General features: G+C 62.0%; 25 protein-coding genes and 1 tRNA gene. 12 read left to right on the forward strand and 14 right to left on the reverse strand.

What is annotated here, in order from left to right; genetic code table 11:
• Positions 1 to 155: 155 nt before the first annotated feature.
• Positions 156 to 272, forward strand: coding sequence for a lasso peptide biosynthesis protein (locus LOM8899_RS23915; RefSeq protein ID WP_093992652.1), 117 nt, complete (start codon positions 156 to 158; stop codon positions 270 to 272).
• Positions 273 to 295: 23 nt separating this feature from the next.
• Here the strand turns inward: LOM8899_RS23915 and LOM8899_RS11055 are convergent, their stop codons facing one another.
• Positions 296 to 691, reverse strand: a complete 396-nt coding sequence (locus LOM8899_RS11055) for a RidA family protein (protein WP_093992294.1) — start codon at positions 689 to 691, stop codon at positions 296 to 298.
• A 232-nt stretch (positions 692 to 923) separates the two neighbouring features.
• Here LOM8899_RS11055 and LOM8899_RS11060 point away from each other — a divergent pair, with 232 nt between their 5' ends.
• From LOM8899_RS11060 to LOM8899_RS11100, 9 genes are all read left to right on the forward strand, one after another.
• Entirely contained in the window at positions 924 to 1919 is a 996-nt protein-coding gene (locus LOM8899_RS11060) for an ABC transporter substrate-binding protein (RefSeq protein ID WP_093992295.1), read from the forward strand.
• Between the two features lie 62 nt (positions 1920 to 1981).
• Positions 1982 to 2782: an ABC transporter ATP-binding protein gene (locus LOM8899_RS11065; protein WP_093992296.1), complete on the forward strand. Its 801-nt coding sequence runs from the start codon at positions 1982 to 1984 to the stop codon at positions 2780 to 2782.
• Positions 2783 to 3661: an ABC transporter permease gene (locus tag LOM8899_RS11070; RefSeq protein ID WP_093992297.1), complete on the forward strand. Its 879-nt coding sequence runs from the start codon at positions 2783 to 2785 to the stop codon at positions 3659 to 3661.
• A gap of 2 nt (positions 3662 to 3663) precedes the next feature.
• Positions 3664 to 4938, forward strand: a complete 1275-nt coding sequence (locus LOM8899_RS11075; RefSeq protein WP_093992298.1) for a cytosine deaminase — start codon at positions 3664 to 3666, stop codon at positions 4936 to 4938.
• Complete coding sequence (locus tag LOM8899_RS11080) at positions 4935 to 6341, forward strand: FAD-binding oxidoreductase (RefSeq protein WP_093992299.1); 1407 nt, start codon at positions 4935 to 4937, stop codon at positions 6339 to 6341. The genes LOM8899_RS11075 and LOM8899_RS11080 overlap by 4 nt, the downstream gene beginning before the upstream one ends.
• Positions 6341 to 6922, forward strand: a complete 582-nt coding sequence (locus LOM8899_RS11085) for an NAD(P)H-dependent oxidoreductase (RefSeq protein WP_093992300.1) — start codon at positions 6341 to 6343, stop codon at positions 6920 to 6922. The genes LOM8899_RS11080 and LOM8899_RS11085 overlap by 1 nt, the downstream gene beginning before the upstream one ends.
• A complete protein-coding gene (locus LOM8899_RS11090) occupies positions 6922 to 7560 on the forward strand; it encodes an NAD(P)H-dependent oxidoreductase (protein WP_093992301.1) in 639 nt (212 codons plus the stop codon). Before LOM8899_RS11085 ends, LOM8899_RS11090 begins: the two co-directional genes overlap by 1 nt.
• Positions 7557 to 8351, forward strand: a complete 795-nt coding sequence (locus LOM8899_RS11095; RefSeq protein WP_093992302.1) for a creatininase family protein — start codon at positions 7557 to 7559, stop codon at positions 8349 to 8351. Before LOM8899_RS11090 ends, LOM8899_RS11095 begins: the two co-directional genes overlap by 4 nt.
• A gap of 135 nt (positions 8352 to 8486) precedes the next feature.
• A complete protein-coding gene (locus LOM8899_RS11100) occupies positions 8487 to 9287 on the forward strand; it encodes a GNAT family N-acetyltransferase (RefSeq protein ID WP_093992303.1) in 801 nt (266 codons plus the stop codon).
• 73 nt (positions 9288 to 9360) lie between these two features.
• Here LOM8899_RS11100 and LOM8899_RS11105 read toward each other — a convergent pair whose 3' ends face one another.
• The 7 genes from LOM8899_RS11105 to LOM8899_RS11135 all read right to left on the reverse strand — a co-directional run bounded on the left by LOM8899_RS11105 (position 9361) and on the right by LOM8899_RS11135 (position 17164).
• Positions 9361 to 11637 carry a molybdopterin-dependent oxidoreductase gene (locus LOM8899_RS11105; RefSeq protein WP_245820506.1) on the reverse strand — a complete coding sequence of 759 codons (2277 nt, stop codon included), beginning with the start codon at positions 11635 to 11637 and terminating at the stop codon, positions 9361 to 9363.
• A gap of 36 nt (positions 11638 to 11673) precedes the next feature.
• Complete coding sequence (locus tag LOM8899_RS11110; RefSeq protein ID WP_093992305.1) at positions 11674 to 12999, reverse strand: ABC1 kinase family protein; 1326 nt, start codon at positions 12997 to 12999, stop codon at positions 11674 to 11676.
• A gap of 63 nt (positions 13000 to 13062) precedes the next feature.
• On the reverse strand, positions 13063 to 13521 hold the full coding sequence (locus tag LOM8899_RS11115) for a CIA30 family protein (protein WP_093992306.1): 459 nt from the start codon (positions 13519 to 13521) through the stop codon (positions 13063 to 13065).
• A 149-nt stretch (positions 13522 to 13670) separates the two neighbouring features.
• Positions 13671 to 13747 (reverse strand) — tRNA-Pro (locus LOM8899_RS11120).
• Positions 13748 to 13792: 45 nt separating this feature from the next.
• Positions 13793 to 14767, reverse strand: coding sequence for a DMT family transporter (locus LOM8899_RS11125; protein WP_093992653.1), 975 nt, complete (start codon positions 14765 to 14767; stop codon positions 13793 to 13795).
• A 235-nt stretch (positions 14768 to 15002) separates the two neighbouring features.
• A complete protein-coding gene (gene leuB / locus LOM8899_RS11130; RefSeq protein ID WP_093992307.1) occupies positions 15003 to 16109 on the reverse strand; it encodes a 3-isopropylmalate dehydrogenase in 1107 nt (368 codons plus the stop codon).
• 179 nt (positions 16110 to 16288) lie between these two features.
• Positions 16289 to 17164 carry a LysR family transcriptional regulator gene (locus LOM8899_RS11135; protein ID WP_306456514.1) on the reverse strand — a complete coding sequence of 292 codons (876 nt, stop codon included), beginning with the start codon at positions 17162 to 17164 and terminating at the stop codon, positions 16289 to 16291.
• 125 nt (positions 17165 to 17289) lie between these two features.
• On the opposite strand from LOM8899_RS11135, the gene LOM8899_RS11140 reads away from it, so the two are divergent.
• Entirely contained in the window at positions 17290 to 18198 is a 909-nt protein-coding gene (locus LOM8899_RS11140) for an NAD-dependent epimerase/dehydratase family protein (RefSeq protein ID WP_093992309.1), read from the forward strand.
• On the opposite strand, the gene LOM8899_RS11145 is transcribed toward LOM8899_RS11140, so the two are convergent.
• The 4 genes from LOM8899_RS11145 to leuC form a co-directional block, all read right to left on the reverse strand.
• Positions 18133 to 19203, reverse strand: coding sequence for an endonuclease/exonuclease/phosphatase family protein (locus tag LOM8899_RS11145; protein WP_245820507.1), 1071 nt, complete (start codon positions 19201 to 19203; stop codon positions 18133 to 18135). The genes LOM8899_RS11140 and LOM8899_RS11145 overlap by 66 nt on opposite strands.
• Before the next feature lie 32 nt (positions 19204 to 19235).
• Positions 19236 to 20075 carry a hypothetical protein gene (locus LOM8899_RS11150; protein ID WP_093992311.1) on the reverse strand — a complete coding sequence of 280 codons (840 nt, stop codon included), beginning with the start codon at positions 20073 to 20075 and terminating at the stop codon, positions 19236 to 19238.
• Positions 20076 to 20465: 390 nt separating this feature from the next.
• Positions 20466 to 21071, reverse strand: coding sequence for a 3-isopropylmalate dehydratase small subunit (gene leuD / locus LOM8899_RS11155; RefSeq protein WP_093992312.1), 606 nt, complete (start codon positions 21069 to 21071; stop codon positions 20466 to 20468).
• Positions 21072 to 21156: 85 nt separating this feature from the next.
• The gene (leuC, locus tag LOM8899_RS11160) at positions 21157 to 22563 is read right to left on the reverse strand and encodes a 3-isopropylmalate dehydratase large subunit (protein WP_093992313.1); all 1407 of its coding nucleotides are present in this window, start codon (positions 22561 to 22563) and stop codon (positions 21157 to 21159) included.
• A 331-nt stretch (positions 22564 to 22894) separates the two neighbouring features.
• Here leuC and LOM8899_RS11165 point away from each other — a divergent pair, with 331 nt between their 5' ends.
• Positions 22895 to 24259, forward strand: coding sequence for a WD40 repeat domain-containing protein (locus LOM8899_RS11165; RefSeq protein ID WP_093992314.1), 1365 nt, complete (start codon positions 22895 to 22897; stop codon positions 24257 to 24259).
• A 104-nt stretch (positions 24260 to 24363) separates the two neighbouring features.
• On the opposite strand, the gene LOM8899_RS23235 is transcribed toward LOM8899_RS11165, so the two are convergent.
• Together LOM8899_RS23235 and LOM8899_RS11175 are read right to left on the reverse strand one after the other, a co-directional pair.
• Positions 24364 to 24747: a hypothetical protein gene (locus tag LOM8899_RS23235; RefSeq protein ID WP_133065023.1), complete on the reverse strand. Its 384-nt coding sequence runs from the start codon at positions 24745 to 24747 to the stop codon at positions 24364 to 24366.
• Positions 24748 to 24897: 150 nt separating this feature from the next.
• Entirely contained in the window at positions 24898 to 25326 is a 429-nt protein-coding gene (locus LOM8899_RS11175; protein WP_168770531.1) for a GNAT family N-acetyltransferase, read from the reverse strand.
• Positions 25327 to 25342 lie beyond the last annotated feature (16 nt).

Raw genomic sequence — 25342 nt, forward strand, 5'->3', positions numbered from 1 at the left:
ACCATCTGCGCGAGGCTCGCCGTGGAATTTTGTAATTAGGGCTCCAAACGGACCATCCGCGCATCGTTCAGCCAGAAGAGATCAGAGATGTCACCGCTCGTTTTTCAAACGCTCAAACACACTGCCACGCGAAATTCAATGAGTCCTGACCGTAGATCCGGCTCGGCGCGAGAAAAGATCCCGAAGGACGCCTCGCCGCCCACGCATGGCTCCTGCACGACGGCAAAGTTCTCATTGGCGGGACAGAAGACACTTACCAGGAATTCGGCTAGACCCGCGTAAACCGATCTATTCGTCAGCCCGTCCCGCGTGCGGCCGTGATTTCGACCTCAACCTTGAATTCGGGCCGGGTAAAGCCCGACACGATGACGAGTGTCGAAGTGGGTAGATCCGTGACCGCTGCGCAGAACTCGTCTCTTGCCTTCATATAGTCGGCCATGTGCGCCCGGTCGGTCACAAAGGCATTGATCCGGACGACATCGAGCGCAGTCATGCCGGCCGAGCGCAGGATCGCGGCGCAATTGGCAAAGCACTGCCGCGCCTGAGACAAGGCATCCTCCGCACACTGGCCGTTCACATCGACACCGAGTTGACCAGACGTCATCACGAACTGGCAGCCGGCGGGCACGGAAACGCCGTGGGAATAACGGCCGAATGGCGCGGGAAGATCTTTTGGAATCAAAGGGGTCATTGGTCGTCCTTTCATCCACCCCCTCTGCGTTCAGGGACAAAAACACAACTTGGAACCACCCATGGCACCGCTTCAAAGAGAGACAGTGCCACCAATATCGGCATCGACCCTCCCACCTGCAAATGATTTGAGCAGTCGCCGTGACCCCGACAAATGATCCTCGCGCGGAGGCTTTTCATTGGCCGGTCGGTGGCCTCCGGTGAGGGAGTCTTAACCTTTGGGGAATCCCTTCATGTCAGTCGCACTCAGCCGCAAGGCATTCACTCTCGCCGCCCTGTCCACGGCAATCGCCGGTGGAGCACAGGCCGAAAACGTCGCCGTCACCTATGGCACAAACTGGGTCGCTCAGGCCGAACACGGTGGCTTCTACCAATCCGTCGCGGATGGCACCTATGCCGAATGCGGGCTGGACGTGACGATCGTGCCCGGCGGCCCGCAGGTGAACAATCAGGCGCTGATGGTCGCAGGCAGGCTCGATTTCTACATGGGCGGCACGCTGGACACCTTCTTCGCGATCGAACAGGGCCTGCCCATCGTCAACGTCATGGCAGCATTTCAGAAAGACCCACAGGTCCTGATCTCGCACCCCGGCAAGGTCAGCAGCTTCGAAGAGCTGGCCGATTTGACGATGATCGTGCAAGACGGCGCAACTTACTACGAATGGATGAAGGCGGAGTTCGGGTTCAACGACGCCCAGCGGCAGCCATATACCTTCAACGCCGCGCCGTTCCTCGTGAACGAAGATTCGGCGATGCAGGGATATCTGTCGTCCGAACCCTACGCCATCACCTCCGAAACCGGGATGGTGCCAGACGTCTGGCTGATCGCCGATGCGGGTTATACCGGCTACTCGACAACGGTCCAGGCCACACCGACCACCATCGCCGAGCGGCCCGAGGTCGTGCAATGCTTCGTCGATGGCTCGATCAAGGGTTGGTACAACTATCTCTACGGCGACAACTCCGCCGCCAACGAATTGATCCTCGCCGACAATCCCGACATGTCGCAGGACAAGATCGATTTCGCCATTCAGGCCATGCTCGAAGAGGGCATCGTCGATAGCGGGGATACCCTCGAACTCGGCATCGGTGCGATGACCGATGAACGGGTCTCGGATTTCTACGACAAGATGGTCGCTGCAGGCGTGGTCCCCGAAGGGCTCGACATCAGCGTGTCGTACACCACCGAATTCGTGAACGGCGGCGTGGGTCTCGATCTCAAGCCCTGATCCGCACCCGTCACCACGGGCGGGCCGTCGGCCCGCTCACCCTTCCGCCCTTCGGAGGCCCCATGACAGCCCACGACCGCACAATTCCATCGCTCGGACAGCGCGACCCCGTTCTGCGCATCCAAGAGGTCGACAAAACCTTCAACGGCGGAGTGGTCGCCCTGCGGAGGCTATCGCTGACGGTAAACCAAGGCGATTTCATTTCCCTGCTGGGGCCGTCGGGCTGTGGAAAATCCACGGCTCTTCGCCTGATCGCAGGGCTGATGCGGCCCACATTGGGGCGAATCCTTTGGGAAGGCGGTCAGGGGAGTGACGACCTCGGCGTCGTGTTTCAGGAACCCACGCTGATGCCGTGGGCAACCGTGGCGCAGAACGTCTGGCTGCCGTTCCGCCTGCGTGGCAAGTCTTTCAACTCCGTGAAAGACAAGATTATGGAGGCACTGGCCCTCGTCGGGCTCGAGAAATTCGCAGGCAGCTATCCGCGCGAATTGTCCGGCGGCATGAAAATGCGGGTCTCCATCGCGCGGGCCTTGGTGACAAACCCTCGGTTGATCCTGATGGACGAGCCCTTCGCCGCGCTTGACGAAATCACCCGGCAAAAGCTGAACGACGATCTGCTCTCGCTCAAGGCCCGCACCGGGGCCACGGTGATCTTTGTGACCCATTCGGTGTTTGAAAGTGTGTTCCTGTCAGACCGCATCCTCGTGATGGCCGCGCGTCCGGGCCGGATCATCAAGGAGATCCAAGTCGACGCACCCTATCCACGCGGCATCGAGTGGCGCACCTCGGCAGAATACGCCCGCATCGCCCGCGAAACTTCCGATACCCTGCACAGCACCCTAGAGCCCGGCGAGGCGCATTAAATGAGCATTACAGAAAACACCGACGTCGTCGTCGCGAACGAGACCGGCGCAGGTCCGCTGTTTGACGCCGAAGAAGAGCGCTACGCCCGCGCCCAAAAAATCGAGGCAGTCGCCCGTTGGGTCGTGCCGATGGTGGTCCTGTCGCTGACGATCTGGCTTTGGGACAGGGTCGTAGTCTGGAACGAGATCCCGCACTACGTGCTGCCCGGTCCGGGGCTGGTGCTCAGCACCCTGTTCGAGGATCGGGTGACGCTGTTTCAATCGTTGCTTGTCACGCTTCAGATCACTTTCATGGCGCTCACCGTCGCGATCCTCGGCGGGGTCGGTTTGGCTGTGCTCTTCACCCAAAGCAAATTCGCCGAGATGTCGTTTTCGCCCTTTGCGGTGATCCTGCAAGTGACGCCCATCGTCTCGATCGCACCGCTGATCTTTATCTACGTCGAAAGCAGGCTGGTCGGGTTACTGCTGTGCGCGTGGATCGTGGCGTTCTTTCCGATCCTCGCGAACACCACGCTGGGGCTGAAATCGGCGGACCACAATCTGCGCGACCTGATGAACATCTACAAAGCGACCCGCTGGCAGCGGCTGCGGTTCCTGCAACTGCCCTCGGCATTGCCCTACTTTCTCGGCGGTCTACGTATCGCTGGCGGGCTCGCCCTTATCGGGGCGGTGGTTGCGGAATATGTCGCTGGCACCGGCGGGATCGGCTCGGGCCTAGCGTTCCGCATCCTCGAAGCCGGCTACCGGCTCAACATCCCCCGGATGTTCGCGGCCCTCCTTCTGATCGCGCTCACCGGCGTGGTTATCTTTGCCACCACGTCGCTGATCAGCCACCTGGCTCTGCGCAAATGGCACGAGAGTGCCGTCAAAAGAGAATAACTATGGACTACATGACGCTCCCGACCGACGCCTCCGTGCAGTTGGACAATATAACCGTGCCCGGATGCCTGCTTGGTCAGGATCAGGCGCTGGTTTCTACCAACCTGACCTACAACGAGGGAAAAATCAGCGCGCCCTGCGCCGACGCAACCGTGGTCGACATGAAGGGGGCAATGGTCTTTCCGGCCTTTGTCGATATGCACACCCATCTCGACAAGGGGCACATCTGGCCGCGCACCCCAAATCCCACCGGCTCGTTCGAAGGGGCGATCAATGCGGTCGGCACAGACAAGCCGGGGCGATGGGACGACGTCGATCTGCCGCCTCGGATGACCTTTTCGCTCAAATGCGCCTATGCCCACGGCACCCGCGCAATCCGCACGCATCTCGATCAGTTCAGCCCCGAGGAAGACGTCAGTTGGACGATCTTCTCCGCGCTCCGCGATGAATGGGCCGGGCGCATCGATCTACAAGCGGCCTGCCTGTCGAACATCGACATGGTCGAAGACCCGGAGAATTTTACCAAGGTCGCAGACCTCGTGGCGCGCCATGACGGCGTTCTCGGCGGGCTGACAACGCCGTCGGATCGGCTGCCAAGTCAGCTCGAAACCTTCTTTGCCGCCGCTCAGGATCGGGGAATGGCGGTCGATTTCCACGTTGACGAGACGTTGGACCCCTCGGTCAATACTCTCAAAGACATCGCCCAATGCGTGCTGGACCACGGCTTTGATATGCCGGTCGTCGTGGGGCACCTGTGCTCGCTCTCCACGATGACCGAAGACGATGCGATGGCCACGCTTGACCTTGTCGCCAAGGCGGGGCTCAACGTCGTCAGCCTGCCAATGTGCAACCTGTATCTGCAAGACCGTCATTGGGCGCGCACCCCGCGCAACCGGGGCATCACTCTGGTTCACGAGATGAAATCACGCGGGATCAGCGTCAGCTTCGCCTCCGACAACACGCGCGATCCGTTCTACGCCTACGGCGATATGGACATGTTGGAAGTGATGCGCGAGACGACCCGCATCGGGCATCTGGACCACTCGGATCCGGACTGGACCAACGCCTTCCTGACCAACCCAGCCGCAGCCTGTGGTTTCGCGGCCCCCAGCCTCGAACCCGGCGCGCCCGCCGATCTGGTGATCTGCCGCGCCCGCGAATGGACGGAACTGTTCGCCCGGCCGCAGGCCGACCGGATCGTGCTACGCGCCGGCAAACAGATCGACCGAACCCTGCCGGATTACTCCGAGCTTGATCACCTGATGAGGACAGCATGACAGCCCCGAACATCGCCGCCGCCATTGAGGCCATGTCGCATCTGGAGGTCGATACCAAACCGGCCTCCGTCAAAACCAAGAGCCGGGATTTCTTTTGGTATTCTCCTGTGCTCAAGGACCGGCTCGACGGGCTGGTCGCCGATTTCGTCGTCTCGCCGCGCAATGAGGCGGAGGTGATCGAGGTGCTGAAAATCTGCTACGAACACGACGTGCCGGTCACGACACGCGGGGCGGGAACGGGCAACTACGGTCAGGCGATCCCCTTGGCGGGAGGATGCGTGTTGCACCTCAATCTGATGAACGCGGTCAAGGAAATTCACCCCGGCCGCACCATCGTCGAGCCGGGCTGTCTGCTCAAGGACATCGACGCCGCCACCAAGGAGCATTCCGGCCAAGAGATCCGGCTGTTTTCCTCTACTTGGGCGACCGCGACAATCGGCGGCTTTATCGCGGGCGGCTCCGGTGGTGTTGGTGGCGTCCGTTGGGGCGGGCTGCGCGATGTGGGCAACATCATCCGCCTGCGCGTGGTGACGATGGAGGCGGAGCCGCGCGTGCTCGAGATCACCGGCGAGGAACTGCACCGGGTCAGCCACGCCTACGGCACCAACGGGATCATCACAGAGATCGAGATCCCGCTGGCGCCCGCTTATGACTGGGTGGAACTCTTTTTGAGCTTCAAGGATTTCACCGAGGCGCTGACCTATTGCTACGACCTGGTCGGCTGCGACGGCATGCTGATCAAGCTGGCGACGGTCTTCGAGGCACCCATCGCGAAGGACTACTTCCAAAGGGTCGCCCCCTATGTAGAGGCGGACGATGTCGTCGTGGCCCTGATGGTCGCGCCGCACGCCATGTCCGGCTTTCAGACCTTCAGCGCCCGGTATGACGGGGCCGATGTGATCTATCGCTCCGACGATCACGATTGGGCACGCCACCCCGGTCACGTCTTTGAATACGCTTGGAACCACACCACGTTGCGGGCGCTCAAGGTCGATCCGTCGATCACCTACCTGCAGGTCGGCTACGGCACCGACGATCCCATCAGTCTGGTCAACAAGATGCGCGAGATGTTCTCGCCCGAGGTGCTGCAACACGTCGAGGTCACGCGGCAAGGCGGGCGAGTCGGCATGGGCGGGCTGTCCTTGGTGAAATTCAGCGACGAAGCCCGCTTGGACGAAATCGTCGCTCTGCACGAGGCCGAGGGCGCGATGATCTTCAATCCGCACCGCTACACGTTAGAGGAAGGCGGGCGTCAATCCACAGACGAACGGCAGTTGGAATTCAAACGCGAGGCCGATCCCAAGGGGCTGCTCAACCCCGGCAAGATGATCGCTTGGGACGATCCGGATTGGGGCTACGATCAGATGTATGCCTATCCGGGCCTGCGAAAGGCGGCTGAGTAATGCCCAGGGTGATGGTGATCTTCGCACATCCTTGCGAAGAGAGTTTCTCCGCGTCGCTCCATACGGCCACGGTCGAGATGCTGACAAAAGTGGGATGGGACGTCGACGATTGCGACCTCAACGCCGAAGGCTTCAACCCGGTGCTCAGCGCCGAAGAGCGGCGAAACTACCACGACGTCGACATCAACACTCGTCCGGTTCAGGGCTATGTCGACCGCGTCCAAGCCGCCGATGCGATGGTGCTCGTCTTCCCGGTCTGGAACTTCGGCTACCCCGCGATCCTCAAGGGTTTCTTCGACCGGGTGTTCCTGCCCGGGGTGTCGTTCAAGCTACAGGACGGCAAGGTCCAAGGCAGCCTGACCAACATCCGCAAACTCGCGGCGGTCACCACCTATGGCGCCACGCCGATGCGGGCCTTCTTGGCCGGTGATCCACCGCGCAAGCTGATCAAGCGGGCGGTCTGGGGTGTGACCAAGCCGGACAAGGTCCGCTATCTGGCGCTCTACGACATGAACAACGCAACGCACGCACAACGCAGCACCTATCTCGAAAAGGTCAAAGCCGAGATGGCGGCGTTCTGATGCGGGCCCTCGTCGTGTATTGCCACCCCACCGGCGACAGCTTCAACGCGGGTATCCGCGATTTAGTGATGGAAAAGCTGCGCGAGGCCGGAGCCGAAACCCGGCTCGTCGATCTCTACGGCGAAGGCTTCCAGCCGGTTCTCGTGGCCGAGGAATGGACAGGCTATCTGGATGCGCCGGCCAACAGGCAACCCGTCGAAACCCACTGCGCGGCTCTCGAATGGTGCGACACGCTGATCTTTGTCTACCCGACCTGGTGGTATGGCCTTCCGGCAATGTTAAAGGGGTGGCTCGACAGGGTCATGCTGCCCGACGTTGCCTTCCTGATGCCAGACGGCGTGAACAAGACGATCCGACCGGGGCTGCAACACATCACCCGGATGGGTGTCTTTACCACCTGTGGAGCAAGCTGGTGGCTGACCCGGTTCATCGGGGCTCCGGGGCGGCGGACCCTCATGCGCGGGGTCGGCCTGCTGCTGCACCCGAAATCGCGCAAGGTCTTTGCCGCGCACTACCTGATGGACAGCTCCACGCCCGCCAGCCGGGCCAAACATCTCAGACGGGTCAGCACCCAGATGGACAAGCTGCTGCGGGCCAAATCGGCTCCCGCCCCCCAAACCAAAGAGGTCCTCTCATGACGATCCGCCGCGACTGGAAAGATTACCGCGCCCCCGAATTCAAAGAGATCGACCCGATGCGCACCATCGCCATCCTGCCCACGGCAGCGATCGAACAGCACGGGCCGCACCTGCCGGTCGGAACCGATACGATCATCAATGATGGGCTCTTGGCCGAGCTCAAGGCAAGCTGTCCCGACGATCTGGATATCCGTGTGCTGCCGACCCAACAGGTCGGCAAGTCCAACGAGCATCTCTGGGCGGCCGGCACGCTGACCATGTCTGCCGAAACCGCGCTGAAACTCTGGGTCGAGATCGGATTGTCAGTGGCGCGTGCCGGGGTGCGCAAAATGGTGATCCTCAACAGCCACGGCGGCAACACGGATCTCATCTCCATCGTCGCCCGCGAATTGCGGGTGCGGGCTGGGATGTTCGTCGTGCGCTCGGGTTGGGGGATCGGCGGGCACCCCGAGGGGATGTATTCGGCGCAGGAAAGCACATACGGCATTCACGGCGGCGATGTGGAAACCTCGCTCGTGCTGCACTTCCGGCCCGACACGGTGGATATGAGCAAAGCGCAAGACTTCCGGTCCACCGCCGAAACCAGCCTGATTTCGCCGGTGGGGCCGGTGGCTTACGGCTGGATCGCTTCTGACGTCAATCCGCACGGTGTCGTGGGCGAGGCGCATCTGGCCACGGCAGAAAAGGGCGCGGCGACAGCGGCCAAAATGGTCGCGGGCGTCACGGACCTCCTGCGCAAAGTCGAAGCCCAACCGCTTGAGAGCTTCGCGCCGGTGGACGTGCCTTACTAGACCCTAACGACTAGGCTCATCTTCGAGCCGGCAGGCTGCCCGCGGCTTGTCGTTGGGCCGACGCACGACTCGAACGGTTGCCGGAGTGCCGGAAATCGGGAATAATTGGCCTAGTCCAGCGACCGGGGGAACGCGATGGAACGGCCGGATTCACCCTATTTCGGAGACCCGAAGTTTCAGGCGCTGCAAAGGGCACGAGACCTGCAAGTCGCGGAGTTATTGGATCAGCCGGGCGCGGTCATTCATGCGCGTGCCTTCACCTCGGACGATCCGGAATCCCTGGGTTGGTCACGGATCCGCAAGGTCATGGTCGACGACGGCATGGTGTCTCTTAGGGGCGTGGACGAACGCCTTGTCGAGCGGGCCTGTGACGAACTCTCATCCTTCAACCCGGTGGTGCACCGATGGGATTTGTTCATGGCCGACGCGGAGACGCTTCGCACGGTGTGCAGGCCAATTGCCGCGTTGCCGCTGCCTGACGGGGTGATCCGAACCCCAGACGCCGAGATCACGACGGAGTTGACGCATGAGGTGCAAAAATTCCTCTCCGCGCACGGGGTGTCGCCCTTCTCCAAAGACGCGCTGCTTGGTCGTCTGTTCCCGGCCAAACTGCTGGTCCTGCAGCATTCCGACGGTCGGATCGCCGCCGCAGGATTTGCCGCGATGACCCACAACCGGTACAGCCCATTTGCCGGTGTCGCTTGGGTCGGGCTGATCGCCGTCGACCCGGAGCTGCGCGGCTTGGGGCTCGGCAAGCAGGTTGATGCCTTGTCCAACCTCGCGGCGGTAGAAGAACTCGGGGCAACCGCCACGATGGAATTCGTGGCGCGAGACAACATCCCCTCGCGGGCCATGCTGGAAAGCTGCGGGTTGCGGCATGTGACCGGCAAGTCCGTCGTCATCCTGTCAACGTCGACGGACCGGATCACCCGGTAGGTGCTGATCGGATTGGGGTCGGCGGCGTTCCCGCCGATCAACGTCTCGGGCAAGCCACCACCGCATCCTTGACTTAAGCGAACCTCGGCGGCTTCGTCACCCGCAACTCCGGCAGCGGCTTGTCCCACTTACGCACCCGCACCAGCGCGGTGTGCGCGATGTTGCCCTGGCCCAGCCCCGACGTTCCCTTGTCGATGGTCAGCACATTGACGTTGCCGCTGACGCAGATCATCCGGCCGTCGATCTCTTGCAGATCGAGCCACGCCCCCGTGGGCAGGATCACGCAATCTGGGCGCATCTGGTCCGACAGGGCTAGCCCGGCCAAGCAGGCGCCGCGGGCGTTCTCCAACAATACGATGTCGCCTGCCGTCAGCCCGCGTGCAGCCGCGGCGTCCGGGTGCATCGTGCAAACCTCGCGACCCTCGATCTTGGAGGCCAAAGCTTCCGAGCCTTGATCCAATTGCGCATGCAGGCGGGTATCGGGCTGGATCGACAACAGATGCAGTTCATCCTCGGCCGCAGCCCCCAGCCATTCGACCGGCTCCAGCCACGTCGGATGCGCCGGGCAGTCGGGCAAGTCAGCGTCAGCGATCTTCGGGCTGAAAATGTCGATCTTGCCGCTCTCGGTCGGTAACGGATGCGCCTCTGGATCGGCGACGAAATCGGCGAACAGCACCTTCGCCTGTTCTTCGTCCGGCACCCGGATCATCCCCTCGCGGCGAAAGTCGTCGAATGCCGGAAGGTCCAGCCCGGCGACCTTGGCCACGGGCGCGCAGCGCTCCCACAGATGGCGCAGCCATTCGTCAACCGAGCGGCCCTTGGTAAAGGCGTCGGCCGTGCCCATTCGCTCGGCAAGACCGGCCAGAATGGCATAATCGTCGCGGGCCTCGGCAAATTGCGGCATCGCAGCCGACATGTAGATCAATCCAGCATCGCGGCGGTTGAGCATCAGGTCGTCGCGCTCGAGCGGACTGGTCGTCGGCAGCACGAAATCGGCCCGGCGTGCGGTGGCAGTCCAACTGTGGTCCATCACCACGACGGTCTCGGGCCGACGCCACGCGGCATCGAGGCGCTGCAAATCCTGATGGTGGTGAAACGGGTTGCCGCCCGCCCACCAGACCAGACGGGCATCAGGATAGGTGCGGTCTGTTCCGGCATAGGTGTAGGGCGCACCCGGCGCCTCGAGCATGTCGGCAACGCGGGCCACCGGGATGAAATCAGTCACACGATTCTGCCCCTGCGGCACAGACGGCCACGGGACCAGCCGGGCTGGGCGACCCACAGGCGTGGTGCAGCCATAGCCAAACCCATAGCCCGTCCCCGGTTGTCCGATCTGACCGAGCATCGCAGCCAGCGCCAAAGCGGCCCACATCGCCTGCTCACCATGATCGGCCCGCTGCAACGACCAAGTGACGGCGATCATCGTCCGGCTCTTTGCCATCCGGGCGGCCAAAGCGCGGATCGCTTCGGCAGACACATCACAGATCTGGGCGGCCCACTCGGCGGTCTTGGGCAGGCCGTCATCAGTGCCCATCACATAGGTCTCAAACCTGTCAGCGCCGTGTGTGTATCGCGCCAGAAAGTCACGGTCGGCCAACCCCGCTGCAAATATCTCATGGGCCAGAGCGAGGATCAGCGCGGTATCGGTGCCGGGGCGGATCGCCAGCCACTCGGCCCCCGGCAAATCCGTGGCAAGCGGCGAGACATTGACGCAAGCCATTCCGTTGGCCCGCGCCCGGCCCATCCACGTTTCGACCTCGTGGGTCGTGGTGCCAGCGGAGGAAACCTGCGCTGTGCGGGCCGAGACACCGCCGAATGCCACGAACAACTCGCAATGCTCCGCAACGGACGACCAGCTGGTCGTCTGATCCTGCACCGCATTCAGGCTCATTCCCACTACGAACGGGAACAAGACTTCGGCCGCCGCATGAGAATAGGTATCGCGCGACGACACATAACCGCCGATCCCGTTCAGGAACCGCCGGAGCTGAGACTGCGCATGGTGAAATCGGCCAGCACTCGCCCAGCCGTAAGAGCCGGCATATATCGCCTCGTTCCCGTGAGTGTCGATGACCCGGCGAAGCTCTTCGGCAAGCATGTCGAGCGCCTCGTCCCAAGGGACTTCTCGGAACACAGCATCTCCCGAACGGTCGTGATCACGATGTTTCAACCAGCCCTCGCGGATCGAAGGGCGAGCAATCCGGGCGTCGGAATTGCGCATCGCACTCACCCAGCCGCGGCCAATGCGCGACGGGTTGAGGTCCGTATCCACCGGGGTCAGAGACAGGTCCTCGCCCTCGCCGGCCAAACGATAGCTTCCCCAATGCGCAGCTGTGTATTTCTGTCCCATGGTCGCCATCCTTCGGAGTGCCTGATCTGGGAAGTGTTAGCCCCAAAGACTGCGACGCAAAAGGCCCTCGATATCCACTCGGGCACCCAGCCGGGCCGCGAGGAGGAACATGCCTCCAAACTTGCGCTGCAAATACAGCACGTCGATCGGCAGCGGAGGCGGCACAAAGCCGTCGTCGGCCAAGGCCATGCCCTCGGCCTGAAGCCGTTGCGCCAGGTCCGTCCCGCCAAAGTCGAACGAAGGCGCACGGATCGCGTCGAACACCATCGCGATCATCGACAGGATACGCGCGCGGTGGGCCGGAGCGGTATCCGTGGCAAAGAACCCGATCTCCAGACAAGCGGCCTCGACCCGCTCTGTGTCGGCCTCCAGACCAGCGATCATCAATCGGCGATACTGCTCGGCAACGGTGCGGGAGATCTCGCGGGTCGCCCCGAAATCCAAGAGCACGATCCGGCCGGTCTCAGGCTCATAGCGATAGTTGGCAAAGTTCGGATCGGTCTGCATGAGGCCAAAGTCGAAAAGCTCTGCCAGCATCAGGGCGATGAGCCTGCCCGCAATCCCGTCGCGCAACTCCTGGCTCGCCTCCGTGGCCTCTTCGACAGGGCGACCCTGCGCGAACGACATCGACAGGATCTGCGGTGTGGTCCAATCCTCATACCGCTCGGGCACCACAAAACCGGGGTCGGCGCGTAGCAGATCGGCAAAGCGGTGCAGATAGCGGCCTTCGCGAAGATAGTCCGTCTCTTCATGCAACTGCTCACGGGCGGCGCTGAGATAGGGTGCGATGTCGAGCCCGGCAGGCACCAGCCCCGACATGCGGATCAGGGCACCCACGTTCGAAACATCGCTGTCGATGCTCTGGGCAACGCCGGGGTATTGAACCTTGATCGCCATCTCGCGGCGGTCCTTCAATCGGGCGCGGTGGACCTGTCCAATCGACGCCGCAGCGATGGGGCGCACTTCAAATTGCGCAAATCGAGCAAGCCAGCCCTCCGGCCATTGCGCATTGAGCACGGATTTCAGTTGGGCGGGCGGCATGAAATGGGCGTCCGAACGGAGCCGCGCCATGATCTGCGATAGTTCCGGCGGCAGCACCTCGCCGCTGTCCATCGAGATCAACTGACCGATCTTCATCGCTGCGCCACGCATCTTTGAAAGCTCATCCGCAATGCGGGTCACATTGCGCGGTGTCAGCATCAGGTCGCGCATCGACGGGCGCTCGCCGCGACTCATCCGGGCCGCGCCGTTCAAGGCCATGTTGCCCGCGATACCGGCCGTCAGCGACCCAAGCCGGCCGAGGCGGGAAAGCCGACCACTTGGGACGGCAACCGGGCGGGCATTTGGGGAGCTGTCTGTCATCTTCCTCCGGAGCGGCGATATCGGCCAAGGCGTGAGCTAGCTGGGGCGGCCACGTCGGCAAGCCTAGCGGGCAAACAGCCGCACCGAGGCAATCGCGACATCGGCGTGAAAGGCCTCTCCGATCGCAAGAACGCCGACACGGCGCAAACGAGCGACATCAAGGGCGGCATCGGTCCGGTGCGGCTCGAAACTTGCAAATGGCAGGCGGATCGTCTTCCACTCGGAAGACGCATCGAATTCGGCCCGAAACGATTGCCAGGGACGCGTCAGCTGATCGGTGCGCAGCCGCATTTCATAGGTGTGATCGTTGCCGAAGACATCGATCTCGAACCCGTCCCACGCGCTGGCATCAAGGGCGAGATCAAAGGCGGCCTGCACGAACCCGCCATTGTTCTCCAGCGACACGTCGCCCTTCAGCCGGACGGCATCGCGGCCCGCGATCGTCTCGTGCGACAGAGTGCCGGTCGAAACGCCACCCATCACCGTATCCGCCACGTATTCCCACTCTGGCGATAACTCCATCAGGCACCTCCCTTGATCGATATGGGATGTAGCGCGGTTTGGGGACGGCCCAACCCCCGAGTTCGGAAGAGAGGCTTTTGCGCGCGGCTCTGCGCCAACCCAACGGCAAGCGCGGGCCCGAGAGGCGAGTCGACACGATGCGGGAAAACTGGTCGGAGTGAGAGGATTCGAACCTCCGACCCCCTGCTCCCGAAGCAGGTGCGCTACCAGGCTGCGCTACACTCCGACCGATGCCGCGCGACCTAGCGCGACAAGCGGGCATTTGCAAGGATTATTCAGGCTCCGAATGCGAGACGGCGACGCTCGCGCCAAAGCCTTGCAGGACCGGACGACGGGGGGTCGTGCCGGTCTCTGGCCGGGCGCGGCTGCGCAGGACGGGGCGGTTGACCGACACGTTCGATTGGCCCTCGCGCAGGACGATATACAAGCCACTGGCAATGATGATCGAGGCACCGACAATCGTGGCGGCGCTGGGGTATTCGTCAAAGAACAGCGCACCATAGAGGGCGGCCCACAAGATTTGCGAATACTGCATCGGGGCGACGACGACGGCCTCTCCGGCCTTGTAGGCAAAAATGATGATCAGGCCGCCCGCAGACCCCATCAGCGCCATCGCGCCAAATGCGCCCAGATGCTCGATCGGCGGCGGTTCGTAGACAAACGGCAAGGCGCAGGCCATCAGAACGAAGTTCGCGGTCATCGGATACAACAGTAGAACGACAGAGCGTTCCTCCGATCCGATCTTGCGCACGATGATCGATGCGACAGAGCCGCCGACCGCCGCACCCAAAGCGCCCAGATGGCCAAGCGTCAGCGAGGTCTCGCCGGGCTGCAGCACCACGATCACGCCGGCCAGACCGACACAGATGGCCAAGCCCCGACGTATGCCCACTTTCTCGCCAAGAACCGGAATCGCCAGAAGCGTGATGATCAGCGGGGTGGCAAAGATGATCGCATAGACCTCGGCCAAGGGCAGAACCGAGAACGCATAGAACGCGCTCAGACCGGTCAGCACCGCCGCCGCCGTCCGCAGCGCAATCCACCACGGATGCACCGGCAAAAGGGTGCCGGGTGTCCGGTCACGCATCAGCATCAGAAGGGCCAGAGGAAAGCTGAACAGCACCGAGTAAAAGATCAGCTGTATCGGCGAATAGATCCCGCCCATCAGTTTCACGACCACATCGTGAGTGGCATAGACGGCAAACGCCAGCAAAGCGAGCAGTGCGCCTTTTGCATTGGGGGTCATGGTCGGATCCTTCACGATAAGCTTGGCTTTGCGATACAGTACAGCTTTCAAACAGGCAGACGGGGGCTGCAAGGTCTAAGCCGGCAAAAACCGAGAAAAGCTGACGATCTGCTGTTATTGAGGCAGAGTGCGAACGCCGCAGCCGCCCGGTGGCGGCGCTGTCGAAAACGGTGGCCCCAGAACGGCGAAAGCCGCCCGGCAAGGCGGCTTTCAGTTCGGTGCTCGGGCCTCTCGATCAGAGGCTGGCGTCAAGGGCAGCCACGATGGCATCGCCCATTTCCGTGGTCGAGATCGGTGTGCCACCTTCGGGGCCCATCAGGTCGGCGGTGCGCAGACCATCGGCCAGCACCTTGTTGACCGCCTCTTCCAGACGGGTCGCCTCGTCGCCCTTGTCAAAGGAATAACGCAGCGCCATGGCAAAGCTCAGGATGCAGGCGATCGGGTTCGCCTTGCCTGTGCCGGCGATGTCCGGGGCGGAGCCATGCACAGGCTCATAGAGCGCCTTCGGGCGGCCATTGGCCATCGGCAGGCCAAGCGAGGCCGAGGGGAGCATCCCCAGCGAGCCGGTCAACATCGCAGCGGCATCGGACAGCAGATCGCCGAACAGGTTGTCGGTGACGATCACGTCGAATTGCTTGGGATTGCGGACAAGCTGCATCGCGCCATTGTCGGCATACATGTGGCTCAGCTCCACATCGGCATATTCCTCGGCATGGATTTTGGTGACCACCTCGCGCCAGAGCACGCCGGATTCCATCACATTGGCCTTCTCCATCGAGCAGACCTTGTTGCCGCGCTTGCGAGCCAGTTCAAACGCCGAGCGGGCGACGCGGGCGATCTCGCTCTCGGTATAGCGCTGGGTGTTGATGCCGACACGCTCGTTGCCTTCGGTAAAGATCCCGCGCGGTTCGCCGAAGTAGACGCCCGAGGTCAGCTCGCGGATGATCATGATGTCGAGACCGGCGACAATATCTTTCTTGAGCGACGAGAAGTCGGCCAGCGCGTCAAAGCACTGTGCCGGGCGCAGGTTGGCAAACAGATCCATCTCCTTGCGAAGGCGCAACAGGCCTCGCTCGGGCTTCACGCTGAAATCCAGATCGTCGTATTTCGGGCCGCCGACAGCACCCAGCAGAACGGCGTCGACCGATTGGGCCTTTTCCATCGTGGCATCGGTTAGAGGGGTTCCGTGGGCATCGTAGGCGCAGCCGCCGACCAGATCCTCCGAGACGTCAAAAGCCATATCGCGCTTGGCACCGAACCAGCCGATCACCTTTTTGACTTCGTCCATGACTTCGGGACCGATGCCGTCACCGGCAAGGATAAGAAGGGAAGGGTTGGCCATTGCGCTGATCCTCGAAATAAGTGGTTTCAGCGGGCGTAGCCAAGTGCCGGCAAAGGGTCAAGGTCGCGCCGCGCCGAAGCAGGCCCTGATGCGAGGATTTGCAGCGCCGGCGCTCGCCGTCCGAGGCGGCAATACACACCGGCGCCCCCGGCGGTGGGCCGCGTTCCATAAACCGGGGGCTACCGGGCGTCAGCCGCAATCACCTTGCGCAGCCCGTCGGCCAGCAAATCCCAAACCCGCCGAATGCGCGGGCTCTGACGCATGGCTTCGTGGGCGGTCAGCCAAACAGGCAGCAAGGGCAGGGGATAATCCAGACTGATTTCCTGCAACGACGGGTCCGCCCGGCCCACCTGCGCCTGACCAAAGCCGATGCCACAACCTGCCCGAACCAAGGCCCAGTTCGCCAGATTGGCGTCGCAGCGAGTCTTGAAGCTGTCGCGGGTGACAGGCAGGCCAAAGTGGGTCATCGCCTCCAGCATCGCCGGATTGGCGTCATAGCCGACGAGGTCATGGGTCAGGAACTCCGTGGCATCGGCGGGGATGCCGCGGCGGGCGACATAGCTCTTGGCCGCGAACATCGCCAATTTCAGATCGCCGATATGCTGGGTCACAAGGTCCAGTTGGGTCGGGCGATACATCCGCACCGCGATATCGGCCTCGCGGTAGAGCAGGTTGGTGGAGGTATCGCTAGGGACCAGCTCCAGCGCGATCTGCGGCTCGACTTCGCGGATATGGGCGAGGATTTCAGGCAGGTGAAACACGCTTATCGCATCGCTGGAGGTGATGCGCACGGTGCCCTCCAGACGACCGGCCTGACCGGCTGCGGTCAGCGCGATCTGGTTCACCGCCTCGCGCATCTGGCGAGCGGCCGGAACAAGAGCCAGCCCGGTCTCGGTCAGCTCGAACCCCTTGGCGTGGCGGTGAAACAGTTCCGCGTCCAACTGCGCCTCAATCGCCTTGATCTGGCGGCCAAGCGTCGGCTGACTTGCGCCCAACTGACGGGCGGCGGCCGACAGACTGCCGGTTTCTGCCACGGCGAGGAACGCCTGGATCAAAGACCAATCTACGGAAGGGAGCGCAAAGTTCATTCAAAATTGAATACACGACATAGGAATTTGGGCAATGTCTATTTGTTCTTGGTTGATGGAGAGTCCAGTCGATCCCAATTCGGAGAGGCAACATGACAAAAACCGTTCTCATTCTCGGACCTTCAGGAAAAATCGGTAGCCACGCAGCAGAGGCATTCTGGAATGCGGGTTGGAGCGTCCGGCGCTTTGACCGCGGCAGCGATATGACGGTCGCGGCCAAGGGAGCCGACGTGATCGTCAATGGGTTGAACCCGCCCAACTATCACGACTGGGCCACCATCCTGCCCGCGCTGACGCGGCAGGTCATCGACGCCGCCAAGACAAGCGGCGCCACCGTGATCCTTCCGGGCAATGTCTACAACTTCGGCAACCAGCCGGGCGTGTTGGACGAGCATACGCCCCAGCATGCGCATAGCCGGAAGGGCAAGATCAGGGTTCAGATCGAACAGATGTATAAGGACTCCGGCGTACAGACCATCATTCTGCGCGGCGGCAACTTCATCGATCCGCTCGGCAATGGCGACATCATGAGCATGTTTCTGGCCCGCAGCATCGGATCGGGCAAACTCACTGCCGGAGGCGATCCGGGAGTGATGCAGCCCTATTGCTACGTGCCGGATATGGCGCGTGCGATGCAGATGCTCGCGGACCGGCAAGTCAGCCTCGCCACATTTGAGGACGTGCCGTTTCCCGGCCACGCCTTCACGCTGCTTGAATTACAATCAGAGCTGTCAGAGGCGATGTCGCGCCCTGTGCGGATCACGCGGTTTCCGTGGTGGGCGATGCGAATGGCCTCGCCGTTCTGGGAACTGGCGCGGGAGCTCATGGAAATGCGCTATCTCTGGGACATGCCGCACAGCATCTCCGGGGCAAAGTTCCAAAGGCTCCTGCCGGATTTCGTGCCTACACCAAAGCAGCAGGTCATGCGGGCACCCCTAGGGGTCGATATCGACCCAGACCAAGCGGTGCGGGCCGATCGCCAGCCCGTCGTCGCCCAATAGCGCGGCTTTCGGGTCGTCCGGAGCAGGCCAGAACACGCCTGATCCGACAACCCGTAGCGATGCTGACGGCAGCACATAGCTGACCCGCAAGTTGCCCGGCGCCCCATCGTCCCAATCGGCGGTGTCCAGCGCCGGATCGCCCCGGTGATCGGGGTCCGCCGCTGCCTCGGCGCCCGCGCTCCGCGGGCGGGGATCGATCACTCTGGGATCATTGAGGAACGCGGCCATCGCATCGGTAAAACCGTTGCCGTCCACCGGATCGAGATTGGCATTTCCGGCGATGACGAACCTGGCGGGAGGGTCGCCAAAGTCACCATCCAACAGCTTGGTCCAGAGCCGCAATTCGTCCCGGCCGCGCAGGCCGTTCTGGTCTTCCGGCCCGTCGAACACCGGCGGTGTCGCGGACCAGACCATCAGATCAATCGGCAATGCTTCGGGCACGGTGATGGGAACAACCCAGTGGGCCGTCGACGACAGCGGTTGCATGGCCTGCACCTCTTCAGACGGAAACGGGGTGCCATCTGCGGATAGCGGCAGCACAGCATCTGGCAGGTCACGCCAGCGCAAATCGGTGAACGCTCGCGCCTCCGCGATACCGACCGGATACCGACTGATAATCGCAAGCCCGCCGTTGCCCGAAAACCGGCCATAGCCCAGACCGTCTCGCGCCTCACCGAGGCGGCCGTTGCCGTCCATGTCCAGACCGGTCGGGATGCCGGCATTGGGCCGGGCGGTGTAGTGGTAAGGATAGTCCAACCCCTGTGCACGCAGCGTCGCGATCAACGCGGTCAGTGCCATCGCCTCGAGATCCCAGTCAATATCCGTCAACAGCAGAACGTCGGGCCGAACCTCGTCGAGAACGGCGACAAAGGCTGCGATCTGAGCGTCCTCGCCCTTGCGGATGTCGCGGAGCAAAAGGCCGGGGCCATCGCGGCTCAGAGGGGCGGCCCAGGTGGCGACGCGCAGCGTCTGAGCACGGCTCTCAGACGGCAAGAAGGCGGCCAAGAGGGCCGCCAACATGCTGATTGTAAAGAGGATCAGTGCGCGAGGACAGTTCCGTCCTGTCCGGCCACGTTGGCGCGTTCGCGCTGCTCGCTGATCATGGATGCCACGCGGGACAGGGCAATGCCGCGCATCAACAAACTGGCTGGAAGGAACGCCCATGCAGTTATCGTCCAGATCAAGGTGTGGTCGTTGCTCAAACTGATCGGATCAACGAAATCCGACGCCAGCTTGATGAAGGCCGGAATAACGAATGGCAGCAGAAACCCTAATATAAGGTTAATTTGGCTGTCCCGCTCCAGACGTGCGACCACGTCGCCACCGGCTGTCGGGTCGAATGTGGGCAGGTTCACCCAGACGTTAAAGTTCTTGTGACGGGTGGGCCATCCACGCAGTCGGAGCAAGATCACAAAGATGCCCAAGGACATGATCGAGACCAGATAGCTCAGGCCAGCCGCCGTCCGGACACGGTCGATCAAGAATGCAGAAGCGTTCTCCGGCAGCATCAGGACGATCAGGCGGACGGGGGAATAGGGGAAATCGATCACTTCGCCAATGGAACGACCGGCGGCCTGCGCCAGCTGGGTCATCGTGGACGGTTGCGATTCGCCGCGCAGGATCAGAGTCAGGGCAAAAACCGTGATAAACAACGCGCCGAAGCGAACGCGGTTGAACGGCGGCGCGTCGCGGAATTCGACGAGGCTGGGGTAGCTGGATTGGTACTCCAGAACAGTAAATACGGCGGCAATCAGCGCCACAAGCGCGATCGTCTGCCCGGTATCGGCATTGGTTCCGGGCAAAAGTATGGAGGGTGTCGCAATAAGCAATACCACCAACACCGCCCGCAGGATTGCTCCTGTCAGTCTAGATAACATCTTTGTCCTGCCCTCAATCCGGGTGGGGGCGATACTTTGCCGCTCCCTTGTTCCAGCTTGATTCCGCCGACGCGCGGCGATCTGCCTCATTATTGCCATAAATTTGCCTCGTTCCATTCCCCTGGACAACGATGGTTAATGTATCGGTAAGGATGGAGGCAGATTTGGGGCAAATATGGTGCGCGATTGCAACCATTTAGCAGCCGAGATGCGGCAAAGGTAGGCAGCCTACCAGATGCGGTGGTCGCCGTTAGCCGCTTTGGCAAATGAGGGCAAGACTGCCACATTTGGGGTTTTCGACTCTAATCGACACAGCTGAGTGTGTCCGATTTCGCGAAATTGGGAAGCAGGGGCCGAAATTTCGGCCCGTGCTTGTCATTTACGCCGGGATCAGACCCAAGGGCGGGATTGGGCGGCCTGAGCTTCGAAGGCATCGATGGATGCGGCCTTCTCCATGGTCAGACCGATATCGTCCAAGCCGTTGATCAGGCAATGCTTGCGGAATGGGTCGATGTCGAATGCAATGACATCACCGTCGGACGTGGTGATGGTTTGCGCCGTCAGATCCACTTCGATCCGGGCGTTCGATCCCTTCTCGGCGTCCTTCATCAGCAGGTCGACCTGCTCTTGAGGCAAGACGACCGGCAGAATGCCGTTCTTGAAGCAGTTGTTGTAAAAGATGTCGGCGTAGCTGGTCGACACGATGCATTTGATGCCGAAATCGGCCAGCGCCCAAGGGGCGTGCTCGCGGCTGGAGCCGCAGCCGAAGTTGTCGCCGGCAACGAGGATCGAGGCGTCGCGATACTGCGGCTTGTTCAGCACGAAATCGGGGATCTCGTTGCCGTCCGCATCATAGCGCATCTCGTCAAAGAGATTCACGCCAAGACCTGTGCGCTTGATCGTCTTGAGGAACTGCTTGGGGATGATCATGTCCGTGTCGATATTGACGAGGGGCATGGGGGCGGCAATTCCGCTGAGTTTGTCGAATTTGTCCATTCCGTATCCTTTCGGAAAGGGGTGTGTGCAGGCACAGACCCTGAATATCAAAGGCGTCGGGTGCGCGGATGGCGCACCCGCCCGATCACATCATCTCGCGCACGTCTGTCAGGCGGCCGGTTACGGCCGCCGCCGCCGCCATCGCGGGGCTCATCAGATGGGTGCGACCGCCACGGCCCTGACGGCCCTCGAAGTTGCGGTTCGACGTCGCAGCACAGCGCTCGCCCGGGCTGAGCTGATCGGGGTTCATCGCCAGACACATCGAACAGCCAGCCAATCGCCACTCAAAGCCCGCGTCGATAAAGATCTGCGCCAGCCCTTCTTCCTCGGCCTGCGCCCGGACGAGGCCAGAGCCGGGAACGACCATCGCGCGGATGCCGTCCTTCTTCTTCTTGCCCTTGAGGATCGCCGCAGCAGCGCGGAGGTCTTCGATCCGTCCATTTGTGCAAGAGCCGATAAAGACAGTGTCGATCTCGATCTCGGACAACGGGGTTCCGGGGGTCAGACCCATATAGTCGAGCGAACGTTGCGCCGCACCGACCTTGCCCCCGGTGAAATCATCGGCGGCAGGGACTTTCGCGGTGATCGGCAGCACGTCTTCGGGCGACGTGCCCCATGTGACGACCGGAGCGATATCCTCGCCCTTGATCGTCACGACCTTGTCCCAATGCGCGTCGTCGTCGGAATAGAGGGTCTTCCACCATGCCAGCGCTGCATCCCATTGAGCACCCTTGGGCGCATGGGGGCGGCCTTTGACGTATTCATAGGTCTTTTCGTCCGGGGCGATCAGGCCTGCGCGGGCGCCGCCCTCAATGGCCATGTTGCAGACGGTCATGCGGCCTTCCATCGACAGATCGCGGATCGCTTCGCCGCAATACTCAATAACATAGCCGGTGCCGCCGGCGGTGCCGGTCTCACCGATCACCATCAATGTGATATCCTTGGCGGTCACGCCGGGGCGGAGCTTGCCGGTGATCTCGACCTTCATGTTTTTGGACTTCTTCTGGATCAGCGTCTGTGTGGCCAGAACGTGCTCGACCTCGGACGTGCCGATGCCATGCGCCAAGGCTCCAAAGGCACCATGCGTTGCCGTATGGCTGTCACCGCACACCACGGTCATGCCGGGCAAAGTCCAGCCCTGCTCGGGGCCGACGATATGCACGATGCCCTGGCGAACGTCAGAGACCGGATAGTAGTGGATGCCGAAATCCTTGGCGTTCTTGTCGAGCGCCTCGACCTGAACGCGGCTGTCCTCGGTCATCGTGGCCGCATTGGCACGGTCCAGCGTGGTCGGAACGTTGTGATCAGGCACGGCGATGGTCTTGTCCGGTGCGCGAACCGTGCGGCCGGTCATGCGCAGGCCTTCAAACGCCTGCGGGCTGGTCACTTCGTGAACCAGATGGCGGTCGATATACAGCAGGCAGGTGCCATCCTCGGCCTCGTGAGCCAGATGGGCATCCCAGATTTTGTCATACAGGGTCTTGGGGGACATGGGGTCCTCTCCAGTATTATGTGGGTAAAAGGTCAGCTCGGTGGATGTCCGCGCGGGAGACGCGCGGAGCATGGGTCATAGGTGGGCCAGAATGGTGCGACGGGCACCATAGAACCGCCAAGGCAAGCGGGACCGATCATCCATGACAACAAGAGTTTTCATAAGCGGTCAGATATACAGGTGAGGTGAGTCTCGCAAGTCCTGTCGCGGGCGGCGGATGCCTTGCCGGTCACGGCAGGGTGCGCGACAAGCAGCACCCTCGCTTGACAGGCCGATCCGATTTCCGAACCATCCCGCCATCTGACCGCAGAACGCTCGATGGGAGTGCCAGATGAAACTGATCGCGATCCTCGTCCTGATCTCATGCCTCGCCGTGCCGCTTTCGGCGCAGCCGCCAGACGAGATTCTGAACCAGAGCAGGGATTTCGCCGAACAGGCGTTGACCGAGATTGCGCTCGGTGATCGACGCGCGGCTGTGGCGGCGGCGTTGAAGGGACTACCGGACGAACCCGAGGCCGCGACGCTGGAGTATTACCCGGAGGCATACGAGGCGTTGTTGCGGGCGATGGCCGCCCGTGTCGTCAACGTGGATCGGGAAACATGGCAAGGCTATGCCGTCAACTCCGACGGGACTCGGGCTGTCGTCATGGGGATCAACGCCACGATGACAAGTCCGGGCACCGGCTCACCAACGATCGAATTCGACACTGAATCGCAAACCATGGTATCGCGCGGCGGGCCGGTCTACCTCCCGATCGAGGAGGAGCCACCGCATATCCTCGTCGACCCTCGTAACGGCCAGGTCATAGCCGACCTGATGCCGTTCAGCGCGACGATAAGCAACGTCTACGGCCCGGCGCTGCCGCCCGCGTTCTCGCCCGATGGCAGCCTCGTGGCGGCATGGCATATGGTCGATGGCGTGGTCCTGCGATTCCGGTCCTCGGAAGGCAGTCCCTTGCCTCCGCTCACCGAACTTGCCGGGCGAGAGCCGGGCGTCGTGATCGGGTTCTCGCCGGATGGCACGCTACTCGCCGCTGCGGCCGATGGTCTCGTCGCCACGTGGGATGCCACGACCGGAAACCTGATCGACACCTTTTCCGCCCCCGACCAGACGATCTCGCTCGATTGGACCCACGACGGCCATTTGCTCGCCCTGCAGGTCTTCGGCTACGACGCGGATGCCGAGGTTGCACTGTCGATCTACCGCGAGGGGGCGTGGGAACAGGTCGGGTCGCTGACAGGGCAGGGCGAACTTCCAACCCAGTACATGCAGGTTTCCAAATTCGGGCCGCACGTCCTGCTCGATGCCGAAACACGGGTCTATCTGGCAAACTGGGAAACCGGAGAGGTCGTTGATCTGGGCCGAACCGGCGCATCGTTTCACAGGTTCATCCGGGATGGCGAGGCCGTTGGCGTGCTGACACAGGGGCTCATGAGTTTCTTGGCCGGAACATTGTCGCTGCAGGTAAAATCGCTGGACGGTGCGGAACTGACGCCAACCGCGCGCGATTGGGTGACGTTCGATCAATACGTTACGATCAATGACGAAAAGCCCGACAACTTCGGGTCGCTTCGGCCTTATACCTATCGCGGCGACGATATTCCTGACGGCCCGGCTCTTTGGGGCGATGCGATGGCGTTGCTGTCCGAAACAGAGCGCGCCGAGGTGATCGCCGACCGTATTCAGCCCGACTAGCCAAAGGCGTCGAGGTGCCGATGCTTTAGTTCACCCGCGGACGCAGCGATCGCGGTGGCCGACGTCACGCCTTCGCGTGGGCGGCCGGATACGCAACGTCGCTCCTAGCCATTGCCGGGAGGCAGAAAAGTCACGGTCAGGCGAAAGGGCTCGGTGGTTGCAGAACGCATCAACTGGCTCACGGTCACGCGCACGGTCGGGCCCTCCGGCACCAACTGCGTTTGGGTTTGAGCGTCCATCGCATTGAAACCATCATTGAAGCCGAACATCACATTGCGGCCTGAAATGCTCAGGCCCAGATTGTTGTTATGCGGGGCCATATTCAATGCGTAACAGACCACACCATCGGGCGAAACTTGGCCTTCAATCGCGCCAGAGGTGAAACCGGCGGGAAAACTGACCTGCTGGCACGACTGCGCCTGCGCCGGCGGTATTAAGAGGGCCGACAGTGCAATGGCTGCCACTCCTCCCATGAATGAACGGGTCATGATCTTCTCCTTCCTCGGTGGGCGTTCATCCCGAAACGGTAAAACGATTCGGCGGGCTTGTGTGAAGAACTGTGTGGGATGGCGAGCTTTACAGTTTGGCGGTGAGTGATCGTCGCGTTGAACGCTCGTCTTGATGGCAGCGCCACCGAATCAAATCAGGGTCTTTGACATCTGAAAGGTCAACGCGTCACCGTCCCAGACCTCGTCGACAACCTCAAAGCCGCGCGCCTCATAGAAGGGCATTCCGCTAATTGATGAGCGAACTGGTAAAGCGGTCACCCCCAGATCGCGGGCGTGCGCCTCTAGCTGTGGAAGAAGGCGCGAACCGATCCCCATGCCTTGGGCGTCCGGGTCCACAAAGAAGGTGCGCAGCGCGTATGCTTGGGGATCTGCCGCCGTGCCGCCAAGGCTGGCGGTGGCCAACATGCGGCCGTTGGATTCGGCCAGTATCATGTTATTGCGATCAATGGCTTCCGCGACGGTCTCGGGGGTAAAGTGGCTTACAAGGCGGGCGATGTTGTCGGGGCCATAATCCGGCAGGCTGGAGACCTGCAAAATGCGAACGACGAGAGCCCACACCGCGTCCGCATCCGGC

Origin of the sequence: Flavimaricola marinus (genome assembly GCF_900184895.1) — a bacterium.
Classification (GTDB): Bacteria; Pseudomonadota; Alphaproteobacteria; order Rhodobacterales; family Rhodobacteraceae; genus Flavimaricola; species Flavimaricola marinus.